The 20,359-nt window shown below is 39.0% G+C and carries 23 protein-coding genes; 13 read left to right on the top strand and 10 right to left on the bottom strand.

Annotated elements, in window-relative coordinates; genetic code table 11:
- Positions 1-29: 29 nt before the first annotated feature.
- From G7074_RS12135 to G7074_RS12110, 6 genes are all read left to right on the top strand, one after another.
- Positions 30-677, top strand: a complete 648-nt coding sequence (locus G7074_RS12135) for a PH domain-containing protein (protein WP_124562551.1) — start codon at positions 30-32, stop codon at positions 675-677.
- 126 nt (positions 678-803) lie between these two features.
- Entirely contained in the window at positions 804-2,432 is a 1,629-nt protein-coding gene (gene lnt / locus G7074_RS12130; RefSeq protein WP_124562550.1) for an apolipoprotein N-acyltransferase, read from the top strand.
- Entirely contained in the window at positions 2,425-2,886 is a 462-nt protein-coding gene (locus G7074_RS12125) for a DinB family protein (protein ID WP_166208585.1), read from the top strand. Before lnt ends, G7074_RS12125 begins: the two co-directional genes overlap by 8 nt.
- Positions 2,887-2,892: 6 nt before the next feature.
- Positions 2,893-3,417 carry a signal peptidase II gene (lspA, locus tag G7074_RS12120; protein ID WP_166208582.1) on the top strand — a complete coding sequence of 175 codons (525 nt, stop codon included), beginning with the start codon at positions 2,893-2,895 and terminating at the stop codon, positions 3,415-3,417.
- 108 nt (positions 3,418-3,525) lie between these two features.
- On the top strand, positions 3,526-3,942 hold the full coding sequence (locus tag G7074_RS12115) for an OsmC family protein (protein WP_199748427.1): 417 nt from the start codon (positions 3,526-3,528) through the stop codon (positions 3,940-3,942).
- A 116-nt stretch (positions 3,943-4,058) separates the two neighbouring features.
- Complete coding sequence (locus G7074_RS12110) at positions 4,059-4,658, top strand: hypothetical protein (RefSeq protein WP_166208579.1); 600 nt, start codon at positions 4,059-4,061, stop codon at positions 4,656-4,658.
- Positions 4,659-4,736: 78 nt separating this feature from the next.
- Here G7074_RS12110 and G7074_RS12105 read toward each other — a convergent pair whose 3' ends face one another.
- Together G7074_RS12105 and G7074_RS12100 are read right to left on the bottom strand one after the other, a co-directional pair.
- Positions 4,737-6,377: an NAD+ synthase gene (locus G7074_RS12105; protein ID WP_166208576.1), complete on the bottom strand. Its 1,641-nt coding sequence runs from the start codon at positions 6,375-6,377 to the stop codon at positions 4,737-4,739.
- 71 nt (positions 6,378-6,448) lie between these two features.
- Positions 6,449-7,123: a porin family protein gene (locus G7074_RS12100; RefSeq protein WP_166208573.1), complete on the bottom strand. Its 675-nt coding sequence runs from the start codon at positions 7,121-7,123 to the stop codon at positions 6,449-6,451.
- A 30-nt stretch (positions 7,124-7,153) separates the two neighbouring features.
- Here G7074_RS12100 and gldB point away from each other — a divergent pair, with 30 nt between their 5' ends.
- The 4 genes from gldB (at position 7,154) to G7074_RS12080 (ending at position 11,130) form a co-directional block, all read left to right on the top strand.
- Entirely contained in the window at positions 7,154-8,188 is a 1,035-nt protein-coding gene (gene gldB / locus G7074_RS12095) for a gliding motility lipoprotein GldB (protein ID WP_166208570.1), read from the top strand.
- Positions 8,189-8,267: 79 nt separating this feature from the next.
- Positions 8,268-9,038, top strand: a complete 771-nt coding sequence (locus G7074_RS12090; RefSeq protein ID WP_039473207.1) for a patatin-like phospholipase family protein — start codon at positions 8,268-8,270, stop codon at positions 9,036-9,038.
- Between the two features lie 309 nt (positions 9,039-9,347).
- Complete coding sequence (locus tag G7074_RS12085) at positions 9,348-10,142, top strand: M12 family metallopeptidase (RefSeq protein ID WP_124562542.1); 795 nt, start codon at positions 9,348-9,350, stop codon at positions 10,140-10,142.
- A 73-nt stretch (positions 10,143-10,215) separates the two neighbouring features.
- A complete protein-coding gene (locus G7074_RS12080; protein ID WP_166208567.1) occupies positions 10,216-11,130 on the top strand; it encodes an outer membrane beta-barrel protein in 915 nt (304 codons plus the stop codon).
- Here G7074_RS12080 and G7074_RS12075 read toward each other — a convergent pair.
- The 4 genes from G7074_RS12075 to G7074_RS12060 form a co-directional block, all read right to left on the bottom strand.
- The gene (locus tag G7074_RS12075) at positions 11,127-11,843 is read right to left on the bottom strand and encodes a 2-phosphosulfolactate phosphatase (RefSeq protein ID WP_124562540.1); all 717 of its coding nucleotides are present in this window, start codon (positions 11,841-11,843) and stop codon (positions 11,127-11,129) included. The two genes, G7074_RS12080 and G7074_RS12075, sit on opposite strands and share 4 nt — an antisense overlap.
- Before the next feature lie 84 nt (positions 11,844-11,927).
- Positions 11,928-13,007 (bottom strand): glycine cleavage system aminomethyltransferase GcvT, encoded by a 1,080-nt coding sequence (gene gcvT / locus G7074_RS12070; protein WP_124562539.1) that lies wholly within the window; start codon positions 13,005-13,007, stop codon positions 11,928-11,930.
- Between the two features lie 127 nt (positions 13,008-13,134).
- Entirely contained in the window at positions 13,135-14,337 is a 1,203-nt protein-coding gene (locus G7074_RS12065) for a glycosyltransferase family 4 protein (protein ID WP_166208564.1), read from the bottom strand.
- Positions 14,338-14,358: 21 nt separating this feature from the next.
- Positions 14,359-14,967: a ribonuclease HII gene (locus G7074_RS12060; protein ID WP_124562537.1), complete on the bottom strand. Its 609-nt coding sequence runs from the start codon at positions 14,965-14,967 to the stop codon at positions 14,359-14,361.
- Between the two features lie 78 nt (positions 14,968-15,045).
- Between G7074_RS12060 and G7074_RS12055 the strand changes: the two genes are divergently transcribed.
- The 3 genes from G7074_RS12055 (at position 15,046) to G7074_RS12045 (ending at position 16,741) form a co-directional block, all read left to right on the top strand.
- Positions 15,046-15,387: a TfoX/Sxy family protein gene (locus G7074_RS12055; protein ID WP_124562536.1), complete on the top strand. Its 342-nt coding sequence runs from the start codon at positions 15,046-15,048 to the stop codon at positions 15,385-15,387.
- 87 nt (positions 15,388-15,474) lie between these two features.
- On the top strand, positions 15,475-16,113 hold the full coding sequence (locus G7074_RS12050; protein WP_124562535.1) for a hypothetical protein: 639 nt from the start codon (positions 15,475-15,477) through the stop codon (positions 16,111-16,113).
- A gap of 97 nt (positions 16,114-16,210) precedes the next feature.
- The gene (locus G7074_RS12045) at positions 16,211-16,741 is read left to right on the top strand and encodes a DUF4251 domain-containing protein (protein ID WP_166208561.1); all 531 of its coding nucleotides are present in this window, start codon (positions 16,211-16,213) and stop codon (positions 16,739-16,741) included.
- A gap of 37 nt (positions 16,742-16,778) precedes the next feature.
- On the opposite strand, the gene G7074_RS12040 is transcribed toward G7074_RS12045, so the two are convergent.
- From G7074_RS12040 to dnaG, 4 genes are all read right to left on the bottom strand, one after another.
- Entirely contained in the window at positions 16,779-17,861 is a 1,083-nt protein-coding gene (locus G7074_RS12040; RefSeq protein ID WP_166208558.1) for a glutaminyl-peptide cyclotransferase, read from the bottom strand.
- Positions 17,839-17,979, bottom strand: a complete 141-nt coding sequence (locus G7074_RS27190; protein WP_233603973.1) for a hypothetical protein — start codon at positions 17,977-17,979, stop codon at positions 17,839-17,841. The genes G7074_RS12040 and G7074_RS27190 overlap by 23 nt, the downstream gene beginning before the upstream one ends.
- The gene (locus tag G7074_RS27185) at positions 17,980-18,063 is read right to left on the bottom strand and encodes a YraN family protein (protein WP_233603974.1); all 84 of its coding nucleotides are present in this window, start codon (positions 18,061-18,063) and stop codon (positions 17,980-17,982) included.
- 234 nt (positions 18,064-18,297) lie between these two features.
- Positions 18,298-20,295 (bottom strand): DNA primase, encoded by a 1,998-nt coding sequence (gene dnaG / locus G7074_RS12030; protein ID WP_124562200.1) that lies wholly within the window; start codon positions 20,293-20,295, stop codon positions 18,298-18,300.
- Positions 20,296-20,359 lie beyond the last annotated feature (64 nt).

Here is a 20,359-nt window from a genome sequence, read left to right as displayed (position 1 = left end):
TAAACAACACATCAATTTTAAAAAATATTATGATTAGTATAGATAGATTTCTAAGCGACGAACAAGACCCAAAAGCGGTTGAAAAGGTGATTGGAAAATTAAACGATCTTTTAACTACAGGCGAAGAGCTTTTATATTTAGCTGTGCAGAAAAAGCCAGCTGTAAACTTGTTACCCGATAGCATTGCCATTTCGAACAAAAGGATTTTTTACTGCGAACCGGGCAACCTGGGTTTAACCATGAATTTTAAAGATATTTCATGGAAAAGCATTAAAGAAGTTTCGTTTAAAGAAGAGTTTTTCGGTTCTAAATTTATCTGTGTGCCACAACACGGCGAAAATATTGTAACCGAATTTATTCCTAAAGTACAGGCACGCAAATTACACCAGGCGGCTAATCAGCAGTTAGAAGAGTATAAAGAAATGTTGCGTCAGCAAAAATTGGAAGAAAACCGTGCAACAGCCTCTCCCATTAATTTAAATGCACAGCCATTTGCCGAAATTCCTGCCCCGGCGCCAGAACCTGAGCAACCGGTTATCCAAATTGCCGAAGTGGTAGAAGAAGCTGAAGATGAAACAACATTAAAGCTACGCAAGCTTAAAACTTTGTACGATAAACACCTGATTACACAAGAAGAGTACGAAGCCAAAAAAGCAAATATTTTAGATAGTTTATAAACAATACTGTCATGCTGAGGCACGAAGCATCTCTGACATAGTAATACTGCCTTATATTAACAAGAACAGCATCAGTTTTCTGCTGCGTAGAGATTCTTCCTACGTCAGAATGACAAGTAATTTTATATGAAATCCAAGCAAACCTACCTCCTGGCCCTCTTAAGTGCATTTTTACTGTGGCTGGCCTGGCCGCCTATGCCATTTACCACACCATTATTGTTAATTGGATTGGTGCCCCTGCTAATTGCAATCGACAGCATTGCAAACAGTGGTATCAAAAAAACCGGCAAGCAGATTTTCCTTACTGCAGGCTTAACGTTCTTAACTTGGAACACAGCAGCTATTTACTGGGTTTACAACGCCATTAGTGCCTACAACAATCCCATCGTAGCTATACCGGTATCGTTAATCCCCTATGGTTTGGGCGCACTTTTAATGACTTTTTCGGTTTGGCTTTATTACCGTTTGGGTAGGTACGTTAATAAAACCGTAGCTTATATTGGCTTAATCTCCTTTTACATTGCATTAGAGTATCTGCAACAAACCTGGGACCTGGCTTTCCCCTGGATGACTTTAGGTAACGGACTGGCAGGCATGCACCAACTGGCACAATGGTACGATTATACCGGGGTTTATGGTGGCTCACTGTGGATTTTAACCAGCAATATTCTTGCTTTCGAAGCTTACAAAAAATTAAAAACACAAAGTGGCTATTTAAAGCTCAGGACTTTAGGTATCTGGGCATTGGTCGTTATTATTCCAATTGCCGTTTCATTAACAAAATACTTTAACGCAGAGCAAAAAGGAACACCCAGCAATGTAGTGGTGGTTCAGCCCAATATCGATCCTTATCAAAAACTGGAGAGTATACCTACTGCCGAGCAGGTCAGAATTTTGACGCATCTTTCCGACTCAATTGGCCAAACCAATACCGAATATTTTATCTGGCCGGAAACGGCTATCCCTAACCGTGCCGAGGAGGATCGGATCAGATCAAATCCTGATTTCTTTGCACTGCAAAACTTCTTAAGTAAATACAAAAACGGAACGCTCATTACCGGGATAGAAAGTATAAAGGTTTACCAGACAAAAAAAACAGTTTCGGCAAAGTACGACCCGCAAAACAACCTGTATTGGGATAATTTTAACACAGCCATGCAGGTAGAGAATTCTGCTAACGTACAGTTTTATCATAAATCGAAGCTGGTGCCTGGTGTAGAAAAAATGCCTTTCCCAAAAGTATTTTCTTTCATGGATGGTGTATTCGCTCAACTTGGTGGAACCGTTGGTGGCTGGGGCTGGCAGGATAAGCCAGAAGTACTTTATGCACAAAGCGGTATTGGTGTTGCACCGGTAATCTGTTATGAAAGTCTTTGGGGCGAATGGGTTGGTCAATCGGTTAAAGATGGTGCCCAGTTTATTGCTGTTATTACCAATGATGCCTGGTGGGGAAATACCTCAGGCAAAGATCAGCATGAAATGTATGCTAAACTTAGGGCTATAGAAACACACCGCGACGTAGCACGCTCGGCCAATACGGGTATTTCGTGCTTCATTAACCAGCGTGGCGATGTAACCCAAAGTACTAAATGGTGGACAAGAACAGCCATAAAAGCAAATATTAACCTGAATGACGAAATAACCTTTTACGTAAAAAGCGGAGATATTATTGCAAAATTCCTGAGCCTTGCTGCTATTCTTTTAGCTTTGATTATTCCATATAGAAAATGGATCAGAAAATCGGGCCATGCTTAAACAACAATATGATTTCGTTTTATCCTCAAGAAATACCCTATTAACTTACATTGGGACTATATCCGAGCAGGATTTCTTAACCGAAAACAGCTCGTTCGGCAGAGGTTCAATCCGAAATTTACTGTTACATATCTGCCAAACCTATAGTGCATGGATAGGCGAAAGAGCATTAGGCATTGAACAGGAGTTTTTACCTTTCGACAATTATCACACCTTAAGCGATTGTCGAAGCTATTTTAACCAGGTAGATGAATACATCGGCTTATTTATAGAAAAATTTAAAGGAAATGAACAACAGGAAATTGAGCTAAAAAGAAATCAGGAATCTTTAATTGTAAACCCCTTGAAATTATTTACCCATGTTATTACCCATGAGTTTCATCATAAAGGGCAAATTATGTCGCTTAGCAGGCATTTAGGCTATACGCCGGTTGATGCCGATATTATCAGATAAAAAATTATGCAAAAAATAAAAAACCTACGCTGGTCGGTATTGCTCTTATTATTAACCTTAAATTTTGGTTGCGATCAGATATCCAAAAAAATTGTTCGCGTAAAAATCAGCAATTACGAACATATCAGCATCATTAAAGACCGTTTCACCTTAACGCGTGTAGAAAACAGCGGTGCCTTTTTAAGCCTGGGAGATGAGATGCCCTATATTTTCAGACTGATCATTTTAACAGGTCTACCTCTATTATTTTTAGGTTATGGACTGTATTTTCTATTTGCCAAACGCAATCTTCCTATAAGCGTTCAAATTGCACTGTGTTTTTTAATTGGCGGTGGTATTGGTAATTTATGCGATAGGATTGTGCACGGCTCGGTTACCGATTTTATGCACATTGACTTTTACATTTTTCAAACGGGGGTATTCAATTTTGCCGATATTTCCATCATGATCGGTGTGGGCATTTTACTGGTACAATCGTTTAGGAGTAAAATCACTAGGCCTGAAGAAGAAACCATTTCTGAAATTGAATAATCTGCCAAAACAGATCTATTTCTTAACAAAGATTTTCATTCCTTGTACAAACATATATTTATCTTTAGCTGTTAAACAATCTAAAATCAACCAAAAATAAATTTGATCATGAAAAGAAATGCAACGGCCGTTTGGCAAGGTTCTATTAAAGAGGGTGCTGGCAATATTACCACGCAAAGCACAACTTTAAACAATACACAATATTCTTTTAATTCGCGCTTTGCGGAAGGTGTGGGTACCAACCCTGAAGAATTAATTGCAGCGGCACATGCCGGATGTTTCACCATGAAATTATCTGCTAACTTAACCGAAGCAGGTTTTACTGCAGATAAACTGGAAACCAAATGTGAGATTAACCTCGATCCTTCAAAAGGAGAGATTGTAGAATCGCATTTAACATTAACAGCTTCGGTACCGGGCTTATCGCAAGATAAATTTGACGAATTGGTGGCTGATGCAGAAAAAAATTGCCCGATCTCTAAATTGTTAAACACCACCATTACGATTGATGCTACTTTAGCATAAAAAACCGTTAACATATAAAACGTCATCTGGAAGCATTCGCCAATCAGATGACGTTTTTTTGCGTTTAATCTTAGTCCTTAGCTAAAAATATATAACTTAGTATAAACGCAAACTCAATGAACAGACCATTCTTATTTCTTGGCATCATATTATTCTTAAGCAGCTGCATCAGCAGAAAAAAAGAATTGGTAATTAGCGCCCCTACTGTCAGCTCCTCTGACTTAAGCCTTAATACTGCTTCGGAAGCAGAACTTTTTCATATTGCCTGTTTTAATAAAGATACTGCCCTTGTAAAGACCGCTGTAGTAAAAATAACTAACCAAGCTAACCTATTTCATGTTGCGTGCTTTAACGATGAGGCAACAATAAGAAAAATTGCAGTAGATAGGTTGAGCGACGAATCGAACCTTTTTCATATTGCTTCATTTGATGAAGATGCCGCTGTAAGGAAATTAGCAGTAAGCAAAATGAGCAACCAAAGTAAGCTTTTCCACATCGCTTCGTTCGATGAGGATGTTGCAACCAGAAAAATAGCCATTAATAAATTAAATGATCAAGCCAACCTGTTCCATATTGCGTCGTTTGACAAGGATACTGCAAGCAGAAAACTGGCTGTGAGCAAAATAAATGATAAGCAGCGCCTAAACCACATCATTGCCTTTGAAAAAGATAATGAAATCAGGGAGCTGGCGTTAAATCAACTTCAGCACAATTAAACAGGTTATTTATTCAGCAATCGAACAATTGAACATTCCAACAATTTAACAAATTCAAACCTTCCAACGCCTTACAGCCTAAGCCATATATTTCCCTACAATAGGCATCCTTCTGCCCATACCAAAAGCCTTAGGCGATACCCTTAAAATCGGTGGTGTTTGGTAGCGTTTAAATTCGGCAATGTTAACCATTTTTAATATCCGTTGTACCAGTGCAGCATCAAATCCCTGTGCAACAATGGCTTTCGACCCCTGTTTCTTTTCGATGTGCTGATAAAGGATTTTATCCAGGATTTCGTATTCAGGTAGCGAATCAGAATCTTTTTGATCGGGCCTTAGTTCTGCTGAAGGTGGCTTAACTATCGTATTCAACGGAATAATTTCGCTTTCCTTATTGATGTATCTGGCCAGCTCAAAAACCTGCATTTTATATACATCGCCTATCACCCCTATTGCACCACACATATCGCCGTACAAAGTACCATAACCTACAGCACACTCGCTTTTATTAGAGGTATTGAGTAATATATAGCCAAACTTATTGCTCATGGCCATATTAATAATCCCACGGATACGTGCCTGGATATTTTCCTCTGCCAGGTTAAATGGCAAGCCATTAAATGCCGATGCCATTATCTGATCAAAAGCTTCTGCAACTTCCTTAATCGGGATAATTTCGTGCATGCACCCAATGTTATTTACCAGGTCTAATGCATCCTGTACCGAATGATCAGAAGAGAATTTGGAAGGCATTAAAACAGCCATTACATTTTCGGCACCTAGCGCCCGGCAAGCCAGAGCACATACTACTGCTGAATCGATCCCGCCTGATAAGCCAAGCACAGCCTTACTAAAACCCGATTTCCGGAAATAATCCTTAATTCCTAAAATTATCGCATCATGAATCTGCTCAATATCGCTTAATCTTTCGGCCTGAGGATATTTATTGCGCACATGCTCAACCTCATCGAGATCAAAAACCTGCAGATCTTCTTCAAAATACTTCATCTCGGCTTTCATGGTTCCATCGGCATCAAAAACCAGCGAACCTCCATCAAAAATAATTTCAGTTTGGGCACCAACCTGGTTCACATAAAACACAGGTAAGTGGTATTTTTTTGCATTATCAGATAGTACTTTTATACGTTCGTCGTCGTGAGTGTACGAAAAAGGAGAAGCCGCAATGTTGATCATTAAATCAGGCTTTTCTTTAATCAGTTCATCCATTGGGTTAGAAACATATAACGGGTTATCGTTGATGTTCCACAGATCTTCGCAAATGGTGAGCGCAATTTTTTTACCTTTAAAATCAATACAGCCAAATTGCGTAGCAGGCTCAAAATATCGGTACTCATCAAATACATCATAAGTAGGTAAAAGGGCTTTTCTTACTACACCATTTACTTGCCCACCTTCTATAAAATAAGCTGCATTAAACAAATCCTTACCCTGAAGTACTTCATTTTTTATCGGCAAGCCAACAATACAGGCAATATCAGTACAATGCTTCGCTATTTCCTGCACTGCATTTTCGCAAAGCATAATAAACTCGTCAAACTCTAAAAAATCCCTTGGCGGATAACCACAAATCGCCAATTCAGCAAAAACAACCAGATCGGCACCTTTATCTTTGGCCAGTTGGATATGTTCGGTTATTTTTTGGGTGTTGGCCTCAAAGTTTCCGATGTGGTAATTGAGTTGGGCTAAAGCGATTTTCATAAAGGGATCGGGGTTAAAGCGTGGTTTGTAGCGAGATTTAGTAGCAAGTATTAAGATTGAAGTATTAAGGATTAGAAGAATACACCGAAATTAAGCGCCAGATAATGGTTTTTAACATTTCGGCTGCCATCTGTTGCGATATTGGTAAAACCATTGTTAAAAGTTAAACCGGCTAAAATGCTGGTGTTACCCGAAACATCAAATTCGCCTCCACCACCAATAATTAAACCGGCTCTATAAAATTTTCTCCAGTCAGAAATATTCTGGTTATCACCAACCTGGGTTCCGTTCCTTACAGCATCTTGCTTTGCACTGATATTAAATCCATTTGATAAACCAAACTGGCCAAACCAACGCTTACCATCGGTTTTAAGGGTTTTAAGTTTTACTGTAAGTGGTACTTCAATGTATTGAAATTTATATTTTAAGTCGTAGGCCACGGGATTAGATGAACTACTGGTTCCATTATAGGGCATTACATTTACTTCGGTACTTTTACCGTTTATGCTGGTAATGGTTAAAGCCGTAGAAAAACTGTAATTCGGAGCGAAATTAAAATCTCCTATTAAACCGTAAGAGAACCCTAAAGCCACCCCATTCGTTTTTCCCTGTTCTGGTTTAATCCATCCAACGGTTGGCGTAGCAGTTAGCCCCAACCTGAAACCGTAACTGGTTAAGGTAGAATTTTGCGCCCAGGCGCCGAAACTTAAAAGTGATAAAATTAAAATGGTCGATATTCTTTTCATGCTATAGGTGTTTATATATATTTGTTCTACATGATGTATAACGTAAAACATAGGCAAATTTATCTAATTTTTCTTTTTGCCATTGCATTTATTTCCTGTAAGCAAAGCAACAGGCCCGATGTTAGCAATATTGCCGTAAATATTAAAATAGAACGATTTGATAAAGAGCTATTTGCAGGAAAAAGCAAAAACGCTGTTGAGGTAAACCAGGCGCTAAGTACAAAGTATGGTATATTTTATGACGATTTTCTGCATAAGATCCTTGATACTAAATTTGCAAATACAGAATCATTGTCTACACTTTACCACGATCAGGCCTATACCGATTTAACCAAAGAAGTAGATAGTGTTTTTCCAAATTTAAAAGCACAGGAAGCTGGTTTAAACGAAACTTTTAAATACATCAAATACTATTACCCTAAAGCCAAAATCCCCAAATTTATTGCTTTTTCCTCGGGCTTTGCTTACCAAATGCCGGTTGGCGATAACTATCTGGGTATTGGCCTTGATATGTTTTTGGGCAAGGATAGCAAATTTTACAAAGCCATTGTTCAAAGTGTTCCCCTATATCTTTCACGCAGGTTTACACCAGCCTATATTGTGCCACGCGCAGCCGAAACCTATGCCCACGAAGAACTTTTTGCAGAACCTGATGGAAATAAATCACTGTTATCAAAAATGGTTTTTCAGGGGAAAATACTTTATTTTCTTGATCAGGTATTGCCCGAACAGCTGCCAGACTCGGTTAAAATTGGCTATACAACACAACAATTAGATTGGGCACAGCATTTTGAAGGCGATATTTGGGCCTACTTTTTAGAACGCAACTTTCTGTTCGAAACTGATTACCAAAAAATACAGGTCTTTTTATCAGAAGGCCCTTTTACACCGGGTTTAGGCGAAAATAGAGATTCGGCACCAAAATTGGGAGTATGGATTGGATGGCAGATGGTAAAAAAATATATGAAAGAAAATCCTGATGTAACCCTACAACAGCTCATGGCCGAACAGGATGCACAGAAAATTTTAAATAAGTCGAAATACAAACCAAAACAACAGAATTAGTTGCAGTTTTCAATTATCAATTTACAGTAAGCCGCCCAAAAACAATTAAGCATTAAAGTAATTATCCTAAATTAAACCTATGAAAGTTGGCATTGTATTATCGGGTGGAGGCATTAGAGGAATAGCACATTTAGGCGTTTTAAAAGCTTTCAGCAATTTAGGCATTACCTTTAGTCACATTAGCGGAACGAGTGCCGGAGCAATAGCCGGAGCATTTTTTGCCGCTGGAATAGATCCTGAAGAGGGACTTAATATTTTCCTAAAAACAAAATTATGGCGTTTTGTACGCCCCGCTGTAGGTTCGCTCGGCCTAATTAATATCGAAAATACCTCACTAATTTTAAAAGAATACTTCCCTGAAGATACTATTGAGAAGCTAAAAATTCCGTTAACGATAGCTGCCGTAAACTTTAGCGAAGGCCGGCTGGTGTATTTTACCAAAGGGCCATTAATCAGGGCCATCCATGCATCGAGCTGCATACCCGGTATTTTTAAGCCAATTATGATTGATGGACAGATGTATGTAGATGGCGGAATTTTAAACAATTTCCCGGTCGAGCCTTTAATGGAAGACTGCGATTTTATTATTGGATCGTCTTGCAACCACCTAAAACCTGTTGATAAAATTACGGGCATTACCAACTTAATGGGGCGTGCGGGCATCATGTCTATTAACCACGACATGGAAAGAAAAGCAAAGTTCTGTAATGTACTTATCGAACCTAAAGGTTTGGGTGCCATTAGTACCTTCGACATGAAACGAGCCGAAGATATTTACTGGCTGGCACACGAAGAAGCTTTGATTACCATTAAAAACAGTCCTACTATTTCTGAGCTCATCACAAAATAAACGAGAGCGACGCTTCAATAAAGTAATATTAAAACTACAATAAAGAATATTTTAAGTAAATTTTTATATAGTGTAACAACTACACATATGAAATAAAAATATTACATTTATTTTGGTGGTTATATAATATTATTTTACTTTAGGATTATACTTTGCAAAATGCAGGGTATTTAACCTAAACGTCTACCTATGTTTTTCACCTTAATTATGCTTCAGCAGAAGCGTAGGATTCCTGTGTTTACAATTTTCTAACTTGATTTTCCAGTCATAAACACAGATCATTAACTTTTACCTAAAAAAACCTAAAACATGAAATTTCTAAAATTAAATAAGGCACTCCTAATTGCCTTAGGACTAACTGTATCTTTATATTCTTGTAAAAAAGAAAAACCTACCGAAAACGCAAACCTAGATCAGCCCGAAACCTTAAGCGTAAACCCACTTGGCGATATCAAAATCTGTACTGAAAGATCGTTGGATGGCACGACTCCAAGAGGCGCCGTATTAAAATCGACAAAATGGACTGCGGGCACTACAATTAAAGTGAGTTTAAACGGAAGCACTGCAGCCATTAGAGCTAAAGTAATACAGTACGCCAGAGAATGGGAAAAATACGCCAACATTAAATTCAACTTTGTAACCAACGATAACACTGCTAAAATCAGGGTAAGTTTTGTAAGTGGTGATGGCTCATGGTCTTACATCGGAAAATCGACTCCAAGTACTGGCGCAACCATGAATTTTGGTTGGCTTACTGCATCAACAGCCGATTCTGAATATAGCCGTGTGGTAATTCATGAGTTTGGCCATGCTTTAGGTATGATACACGAACACCAGCATCCATTGGTATCTATTCCGTGGGATAAACCAGCTGTTTATGCCTATTATGCCGCTGCACCGAATTATTGGAGTCAGGCTGACGTAGACAACAACCTGTTTGCCAAATACAGCACCACACAAACCAATTACAGTGCGTATGATAAATATTCAATCATGCACTATTCGGTTCCGAATGAGTTAACCATTGGCGATTTTGAAGTGGGATGGAATACCGTACTATCTGCTACCGATAAATCATTTATTGCTTCAGTATATCCTTTTTAAAATAAATAAATTTACACATGGTGGTTTAGTAAACCACTATGTGTATTTTGTTGCTTAAAACCGAAATCAGAATATGCAGCTTATTTTCCCGCGTAACATTAACCGATTATTAGCTTGTTTAACCTTACTACTCTTTTGTAAAACTGCATTAGCACAAAATACACCAAACAAATGGGAAATTAAACCTTCCATCGGTATTCAGCAAGCTAAATCAGATTGGTCTATTGCCGGAAATGCTTCGGGCACAAGTCCCAACATTTTATCAGAACTGGTGTGGAAAAATCTAAAAGGACCAAACTTTGGACTTGACGCTAAATACCATATTACCAACCGGTTAAGCATTAAAACTGGTAGCCAGTATAGCAATATCACCAAAGGGGAAGTAGAAGATACCGATTATGCAGATGACAATCGGCAAAATGCTTTTTACTTCGATCTGCTCGACGCCAATAAGGGTTATTTGTTTAATACCAGTTTACAGCTAAGTTATCAACTGTTAAATTTAGATCGGTTTGCAATTAATCCCATCATCGGATTATCTTACAATCAACAAAAATTCCATTTATTAGAAAGTGCCAGCAACATCAATAGCGCAGGATTAAATTCTACTTATCAAACCAGGTACAAGGGTTTCGATTTTGGACTTGAGGGAACTTTTAAGGCCAAATCATTCCGTGTAACTGCGGGTATTTTGGGTGGTTTTTATACGTATTCGGCAAAGGCGAACTGGAACTTAATTCCCGATTTTCAAAAACCAGTTAGTTTTACGCATGCCGCAAATTCTTTTGCTCTTAATGGAAATATTAATCTAGCCGTTCCGCTAAACAAAACGCTGCAGATTGAACTTGATTATAAAATTAACAACATCAATACTTATAGCGGAGTAGACAGAGCTTATTTTAATAACAAGCAAGCAGAAGAAACACAATTTAACGGAGCCAATTTCAGAGCAAATACAATTGCCCTGGGGTTAAATTTTAGCTTTTAGTATTTTAAAGCTACCAAACTTTCACCTTGCAAAACGGGGATGGCCTTACAAATATTTAATTGCAGACAAAACACCACATCTTCTTCTATATTAAGTTGGGCCAAACGATGGCTGTGCGATGATTTATGTAAGTAAGTTCGTAAATCATCTTTAGCCAGCAGGTACAAATCTTCTGCCGCAACGCTCGAATCATCGAAATGCTCAAAACTCTTACGAAGCTGATTTACAACAGCACCGGCAAATAAGGTGTCCTCCAGGTTAAACTGATCTTTCCAACCTGCGCACAACAACAATACATTTTTATCCTGGCTTTTTAAATAAGCACAAAGTGTATTTAAATTAAGAAATGAGCCAATAACCACTTGGAAAGCTCTTTTTTGAGCCAGGTGTAAAGCTTTTGTACCATTGGTTGTGGTTAAAACAACCGTTTTTCCGCCCACTTTTTCGGGTGTATAAGAAAAAGGTGAATTCCCGAAATCGTAACCTGCCACAACTTCACCGTTTCTTTCGGCAGCCAATAAAAATCCACTATCGCTGTATTTTAAGCAATCTTCTACATGAGCTACCGGAATAATAGCTTCTGCGCCGTTATCTATCCCATAAGTAATAGATGATGTAGCCCTTAAAATATCAATAACTACCACAATACTTTGCTCAATATCGTATAAATCGATCAAAGCGGGTGTTAAGCAAACTTCTATTTTTTTTGACATTTGACGAAATTGGGGTATCAAGATTGGAGATATGAGATCTTGATGGTCAAACCATCTAAAATCTCATATCCATAATCTCAAATCTTATTTATAAAAAGGGAATTTAACCACTTTTGCTTTAATAGGTGTATTGCGGATGTTGATGAAAACCTCAGTTCCTTCTTTAGCAAAATCTTTGGCTACGTAGCCCATTCCGATTGCTTTTTGCAACGAAGGTGCCTGTGTACCCGAAGTTACCCTGCCAATTACATTTCCTTCAGCATCAGCAATTTCATAATCGTGACGCGGAATACCACGGTCGATCATTTCAAAACCTACCAGTTTTTTCTGGATTCCGGCTTCTTTCTGGGCTTGTAAAGCTTCAGAATTGGTAAATGGTTTCGAAAATTTGGTAATCCAGCCTAAACCAGCTTCAATTGGCGAAGTAGTATCGTCGATATCATTTCCGTATAAACAGAAACCCATTTCTAAACGCAGTGTATCACGTGCACCCAAGCCAATTGGTTTAATATTCTGTGTTTTTCCAGCTTCAAAAATAGCATCCCAAATCTGGTCGGCATATTGATTTTCGAAATAAATCTCAAAACCACCCGCACCAGTGTAACCTGTTGCCGAAATTACTACATTTTCAATACCGGCAAAAGTACCTTTAACAAAGGTGTAATATTCCATCGAGGCCAAATCTACATCCGTTAAGCTTTGTAAAGCATCAGCAGCTTTAGGTCCCTGAATGGCTAAAAGAGAAGTCTGGTCAGATATATTGTGCATTTCTACACCATTGGTATTAAACTGCTCAATCCAGTTCCAGTCTTTCTCAATATTCGATGCATTTACAACCAGCATGTAGGTTTTCTCATCTATGCGGTACACCAATAAATCATCAACAATACCACCATCTTTATTAGGCAGGCAAGAGTACTGTACTTTACCATCGTGTAATTTCGAAGCGTCGTTACTGGTTACACGTTGAATAAGGTCTAATGCATTTTCACCTTTTAAAATAAACTCACCCATGTGGCTAACATCGAAAACACCAACTCCATTACGAACAGTTGCATGTTCTGCGTTTATACCTTCGTAAGTAACTGGCATATTATAGCCAGCAAATGGAACCATTTTAGCGCCTAAAGCGATGTGTTTTTCTGTTAATGCGGTATTTTTCATGCTAATTTTTTAGTTGCGGCAAAAGTACTAAGAAAATGACAATGTTTAAGGCTAAAATTGAGGAGAATTTAGCTGTTTTTTGAAGATTTATGAACGCATTTAGCTGCTACTGCTGTCTGGTTTTCTGCTAAATACCAATCAGTTCTTCGTAAATCTTTAACATTTTTGAAGATATTAAATGCACGCCGTGGTCGTTCTCTACCGTTTTCCTGGCATTTTCACCGATTTCCATCCAGCGTTTTGGGTTAATAATGCATTGTAGTATAGAACGGTAAAACTCATCGGCCGAATCTGCAATTAAAATATCGTGACCATGACGGCAGTTTATGCCTTCGGCAGCAGTAGCGGTGGCAATAATGCATTTTTTCATGGCCATGCCCTCAATAATTTTTACCCGCATACCGGTGCCCGAAATTAAAGGCACAATCATAATCGCCTTCGAATTCATAAATTCTATTGCATCGAAAACTTCGCCTTCAACAATCAGGTTTTCAGAATCATATTCAAAAAAATGTTTCTGCATGTTTTTGCCCGCAATGTAAAAGCGCAGGTCTTTATTGAGTTTTTCAATATCCGGCCAAATATCGTCTAAAAACCATTCTAAACCTTCCTGGTTTGGCCGCCAGTCCATAGCCCCTAAATGGAAAAGTGTAGGAAAACTGGTTTTACTTTTATCTACCTTATATTTTTCCAGATCGATGGCCACCGGAAAAACAGACATGGGCACTTCGCAGCCAAACCGCAAGATGCTTTGCCTGTCGGGCTCGCTAATGGCAAAAATCTGGTGGAAACGGTTAATCTGATCAGTTTCATAAGCTTTTAACCGCTGAGCCAGAAAAGCAAGGTATTTACGTCGGATGAGGAACTTTTCGGAGTGTGAAAGACGTTCCCACATCGTAAATTCGATATTATGGGCACGGTAAATCAGCTTGGCGTTGCTGTTGGCCTTAACCACATCTAAATAAGGTACAACGAAAAGACCTTCAAACTGGATAATGTCAAATGCATTTTCCCGCAGCAGGCTTTCCAGCTGTCGGGCTGCATCTTCATTATAATATCTGGAAACGTTGTAAGATTCGTTGGTGAAAATATTAAAAAAGGCCGACCAAATGTTTACTTCGGTATCCAGATCGCAGGTGTGGTATTTAATCTGCTCAAAAACCGGGTCGTAAATATCTTCAATATCAACGCGGGCTTTACTGGGGTTAAGACTAAACAAAGTAATATCTGCACCAAGTTGCAGCAGGCCTTTTATGGTATTGTAAACCACAATTGGATAACCACTATTTGGCGGAAAGGGAACCCGCTTAGTAATTAACAGAATCTTCACGTGCTGTGAAAATACGAAATTTTAGGCGTTTTTTGAAAACAGCTCGAGCTGAGGCTCACTTACATTAAAAGTTTTGCGGTGAAAGGGCGACAATCCTATTTCCAAAACCGCTTTTCGGTGTGCAATGGTTGGGTAGCCTTTATTTTTCTGCCAGTTGTAATGCGGATAATCGACATGCAGGTTGGTCATATATTCATCGCGGTGTGTTTTAGCCAGAATAGAGGCCGCAGCAATATTTAAATATTTTCCGTCGCCTTTTACAATACAGCTGTGTGGAATGTTTGGGTATGTTTTAAACCTGTTTCCATCAATAACCAGGTAACCTGGCTGTGCTTTTAGCTTTTCGATAGCACGGTGCATGGCCAAAAAAGAAGCATTGAGGATATTAATCCGGTCTATTTCTTCATGGTCGCATGAGGCTACTGCCCAGGCCAAAGCTTCTTTTTCGATAATTGGCCTTAGCAAATCGCGCTGCCCGTGCGATAACTGCTTCGAATCGTTTAAACCTTCCAAAACAAAACCCTTGGGCAAAATAACTGCGGCAGCAAATACAGGCCCAGCCAAACAACCTCTTCCAGCTTCATCACATCCAGCTTCTAATAATTCTTCTTGGTAGCAGTTTAATAACATTTTGTAAAAATAATAAATATCCTTTGCCAAAGGAATGCTAAAAGATTAAATTGTTATGGTAAATAATATGAGTAATTAATGAGAACTTACGACGAAACCTTAGCCCTGCGTATAGCCGAGCGCTTGCAACACTTAACCGATGTAGAAGAGAAAGAGATGTTTAGCGGTTTAGTTTTTATGGTTAATGGCAAAATGTGTCTGGGGATTTCCAAAAGCAACATGATGGTACGCCTTGATCCAAATACTTTTGATAGCCTGGCCGATAAAGATGGCTGGGAGCAAATGGCAATGGGTGGCCGTCCCATGAAGGGTTACATCCTGGTATCGGCCGATGTTTTAAACCGGAATGATGAACTCGATTACTGGATTAACCTCGCACTGGATTTTAATCCATTTGCTAAAGCATCGAAGAAGAAATAGGCCGAAAAGCCCCTTATGTTTTACCGCAAGGCAAAAAGTAGCAAGAGCCATATTTTTTGATTAATTTTATGCTTCTAATCAAATATTATGAAAAAATGTGCTGCAATAGCGGTATTTCTGCTATCCATTTCATTTGCCGTTTTTGCACAAGTACAAAGAACTGCCACTCAAACCTCATCTGCTATAAAAGAAGCTGTGCCGCAGCAATTAAAAACTGCTGCTCCCGAAGGGCACTACTGCGATTATTGCAAACTCAACTACCCAGAGTCACATTTCCCATGCATCATGAAATCGATCAAAGGCAAACTTAATGTTACCACAGGTGAAGTTAGTTTTGTTGCAGGTCAGCCCATTGGCGGTATTGTGGTAAAAGGAGGTAAAAAATCGGGCGATAATACCATTAACCTCACCACGAACGAAAAAGGAGAAATCCAATTCAATAATACCACTACCGGCGATTATAAATTTGTTATTTCCGTACCTGCAAGTAATCCAAAATCGAGGGTAGCTGGTTCGCCTATTGGTGGCATTATTGTTAAAGGTGGCAAAAACCCAGGCGGTAGCTTAATTACACTGATTACGGATGAAAACGGAACAATTGAATTAAACAACCTGGCGCCTGGAAGCTATAAATTCACTGCGCTTGGTGCATCAGAGGGTGAAAAGAATAACCCACTTTATAAATCGAACAATTCTGTGGGCGTAAACCCACTATATAAGAACTAAATTCGTTAAATTTACTAAGCATTTCATTCTTGGCACCATTATGGAATATTCCGCATTGGCGCATCTTTAAATTGTTAAACATTTAAAAACACACATTATGAAACGTTTAAATTTAATATTGAGCCTGGCATTTATTTCTTTTGCCACTCAGTTATTTGCCCAAACAAACAAAGAAACCACCACCCGGATCGTAGGCGATAAGAATTATATATTTGTAGCCAATACAGCTATCCCAATGGCGAATAACGACATCAATAAAGTACTGATGATGATGCCTGGTGGACAAGGCGGTTCGAGTATTAACCTTTCGGGTTCGCAATACGATGTTAGGGTAACTAAAGATAGTATTGTGGCTTACCTACCCTATTACGGCAGAGCATTCTCAGCACCTATGGACCCAACGCAGGGTGGAATTAAATTTACTTCGAAAGATTTTAGTTATACCGAAACCAAAAACAAAAGAGGAGCCTATACCATCCAGATTAATACTAAGGATGTAAGCAAAGAAAATTACCGGTTTACCATTAATATTTCTACCAATGGTTATGCCTCCTTAACAGCAACGAGTGTAAACAAGCAACCCATTCTTTTTAATGGCTATTTAGACGAGCCCAAGAAAAAAGATTAAAAACAAAAGGCCGGATTAATGAAACCCGGCCTTTTTATTACTTTTTAATCAGTTCAATCTGAAAAATATGTGGCCATTTCTTGCCTGCCACAAAGAGTCTCTTACCTGCCTTATCGTAAGCAATACCATTAAGTACATTATTAGCCCTGGCATCTTCGCTTTTAAAGTAATCGGCAGGCAATAATCCCGATAAATCTATGCTGCATTCTACCGCGCCTGTTTGGGGGTTAATGATCAGGATATTATTGGTGGTATATACGTTGGCATATATTTTACCATCAATCAATTCGAGTTCGTTCAGGTTTTGGATAGCCCCTTTATCATCAAATACATCAATAGAGCTAATTTTTTGATAGGTATCTTTATTCAGGAAAAAAATAGTATTGGAACCATCCGTATTCAATATTTTTTCGCCGTCAAAAGCAAGCCCCCAGCCTTCTCTACCTGTGGTGTAGGCAAATTCCGATAGTTTTTTAAAGGTATTTTTATCGTACACAAAACCTACTTTCTCACGGTAGGTAAGCTGGATAATCTTATCTCCAACAACGGTAATTCCTTCTCCAAAGTATTGTTTATCCAAATCAGTTTTCTGCAGTATTTTACCCGTTGAAGGTTCTACTTTACGCAGGCTCGAATGGCCATAATCGCCAGCACTTTCGTAAAAAAAGCCATCATGATATTCCAAACCTTCTACATACGAAGCGGTATCGTGTGGTAAGGTTTTAATTACTTTGTAGGTGTATGCCACAGGCGCCTTTGCCGCCAGCACGTTGATATTGGACGTAACATCCTCTGATTTACCGGCACCGAAAATTTTTGCGGTTAACAGGTGGTTACCCAGTTTAAGTCCTTCGGTTTTAAGCTTAACGGCTCCGGTATCTGTTTTGGCAATTACTTTTATGGTATCGATTAAGTAAACCACCGAATCTACAGGTTCTCCGCCGCCAAATTGCACCTTTACATCGATCTCGTTGCCTAAGGGCACATTAACACCAATCATGGGTGATAGAAAACTGCGGTAATTGGTACTAGCATCGTTTTTGCAGGCACTTAACACTGCACAGGTTAAACCGAGGTATATAATTTTTTTAATAGCGTTAGTCTTCAGGCCAAAATGCATCTTCAATATGGTTTAATGTATGATCTTTATTTTTGGTAAATGTAATTGCAATAATATCAAAACGGATATCATTTTGATGATTCATGATTTCTATATAGGCATTAGCGGCAAGTTCCATTTATATCTGTTTGGCTTTGTCGACAAAATCTTCAGGCTCCCCAAAAGCAACCGAGCTGCGCGATTTCACTTCTACAAAGATCATTATCCCGTCTTTATAAACATAAGATCGACTTCTGCTTTGCCATAGGTCCAGTATTCATCCAATAGCTCTTAGTCCTTGCTTTCCAGATATTGCCTGGCAATACTTTCGCCTAACCGGCCTAAATCATTATGGAGCGCCATCTTTTAATTATTGAATTGAAGGATAGAGTTTTGAATGATTGAATTTAAGCATATTGTTAACAAATACATTCTCTCTCAATTCCAAATTCAATCATTACTTCACAATAACCGAACCTAAAAATTTAGAGATCTCGCGTTCTACCCCTTTAATCACCCCATAACGTTGCATCAAAATCATCTGGTTATCAGCGTCCTTCTCTTCTTTAATTTCTTTTAAAAGACTCATCAAAATATTTTCTACTTTACGCTTTTTAAGGTGAAAAATCCCGCCCAAAATTGTTGCTTTCAGATTCATCGATTCGTCTTTAACGTAAATCAGATGTTTATTCAGCCAATTTTCGCTTAACGCATGTTCTGAACTTGATAAGGTAATGGCCAAATCGGCAATTTCGCGTTCTTTATGCGTAATAAAGTGATTGGCTGTAGGCAACCGGCCGTTATCGATCTCTGATTTATAATAATTAATAATTTTTTTGCAAAGCGGATCATCAAACTCCACATCGGCCAGGTTTTGCATAATAAACGGGCCAATATACATATCGTCTATTTTGTCCCAGTTTACAAATTCGTGCCCGTAAGCTAGTAAAAGGCGTACAATTTCATTTTCCTGATACTCTTCTTCTTTAATCGGCTCTTGTGGCTCGTAACCCATAGGGCCGGCACTATCATCCCACAAATCATCGGGTGGGCCAAGTGGCTCCGGCGGACCAGGAGAGAAAGAAGAAAATGACTGTTTTGGAGCAGCCGATTGATTGCTTCGCTGATTACTATCAAAGTTCTTTTTCAGTTTGGCCGAACGCATTTTAGTCAGCTCACCAGATAAGACCTGTTCGCTTATTTCGAGCAGACTGCTGCACTCGCGGATAAATACTGATGCCTTAATCTGATCGGGAATTTTAGCAATACTTTCAACAATATCGCGAATAATACCCGCCCGTTTTATCGGATCGTTACCAGCATCTTTAAGTAATACATTGGCTTTGTAAAGGATAAAATCTTTACGGTTTTGCTCCAAATAGGTTTTGAAAGCGCCTGCCCCAACATGGTGCATGTACGAATCAGGATCGTGCCCGTCGGGGAAAGAAACAATTTTCACGTTTAAGCCTTCTTCCAGGATCATATCCAAGCCACGCAGCGACGCCTTAATCCCTGCGGCATCGCCATCAAATAAAATGGTAATGTTTTGGGTAAAACGGCCAATGAGTTTAATCTGTTCTACAGTAAGCGAAGTACCGGATGAAGCCACCACATTTTCAATGCCAGCCTGGTGCACAGAAAGTACATCGGCATAGCCCTCGGCCAGGTAACAGTTATCTAAATCGCGGATGGCTTTTTTGGCATGAAACAAACCATAAAGCACATTCGATTTATGGTAAATTTCGCTTTCGGGCGAGTTTACATATTTCGGAACATTCTTATCTGTTTTTAACGTACGTCCACCAAAACCGATAATCCTGCCAGTAAAGTTATGGATTGGGAACATTACCCGGCCACGAAAACGGTCGTAAATTTTGCCGTTGTCGTTTTTAATGGATAAACCAGTCGATTCTAAAAACTCAAGCTTGTGCCCTGCATTTGTAGCACTTTGTGTCAGCGCATCCCAAACATCTGGTGAGTAACCCACTTCGAACTTTTTAAGGATATCTTCTCTAAAGCCCCGTTCTTTAAAATAGCTTAAACCAATCCCCCGCCCCTCTTCGGTATCCCAAAGTTGTTTCACAAAAAATGCACTGGCATATTGCGATACAATATAAAGGCTTTCCTTGGCGCTCTGTGCCTCGGCAGCCTCGGGCGAAAGCTCGGCTTCCTCTACTTCTATATTATATTTATTGGCTAAGAATTTAAGCGCTTCGGGATATGAATATTTTTCATGATCCATAATGAAGCGCACCGAATCGCCCCCTTTACCGCAGCCAAAGCATTTATAAATACCCTTGGTTACGGAAACGTGAAAGGAAGGTGTTTTTTCGCCATGAAAAGGGCAATTACCAATTAAACTTGTTCCGCGTTTTTTTAAGTGCACAAAATCCCCAACTACCTCCTCAATACGGGCGGTATCCATTATCTTATCTATCGTTTCGCGGTTTATCATATACGCCTTGAGCTTTCCTCTTCTTTAACCACAAAGATAACAGAGAAAAAACACAAAGCACACA

Origin of the sequence: Pedobacter sp. HDW13 (genome assembly GCF_011303555.1) — a bacterium.
GTDB lineage: Bacteria > Bacteroidota > Bacteroidia > Sphingobacteriales > Sphingobacteriaceae > Pedobacter.
Note: the sequence above shows the minus strand (reverse complement) of the source record. Positions and strands in the feature narration are given on the sequence as shown.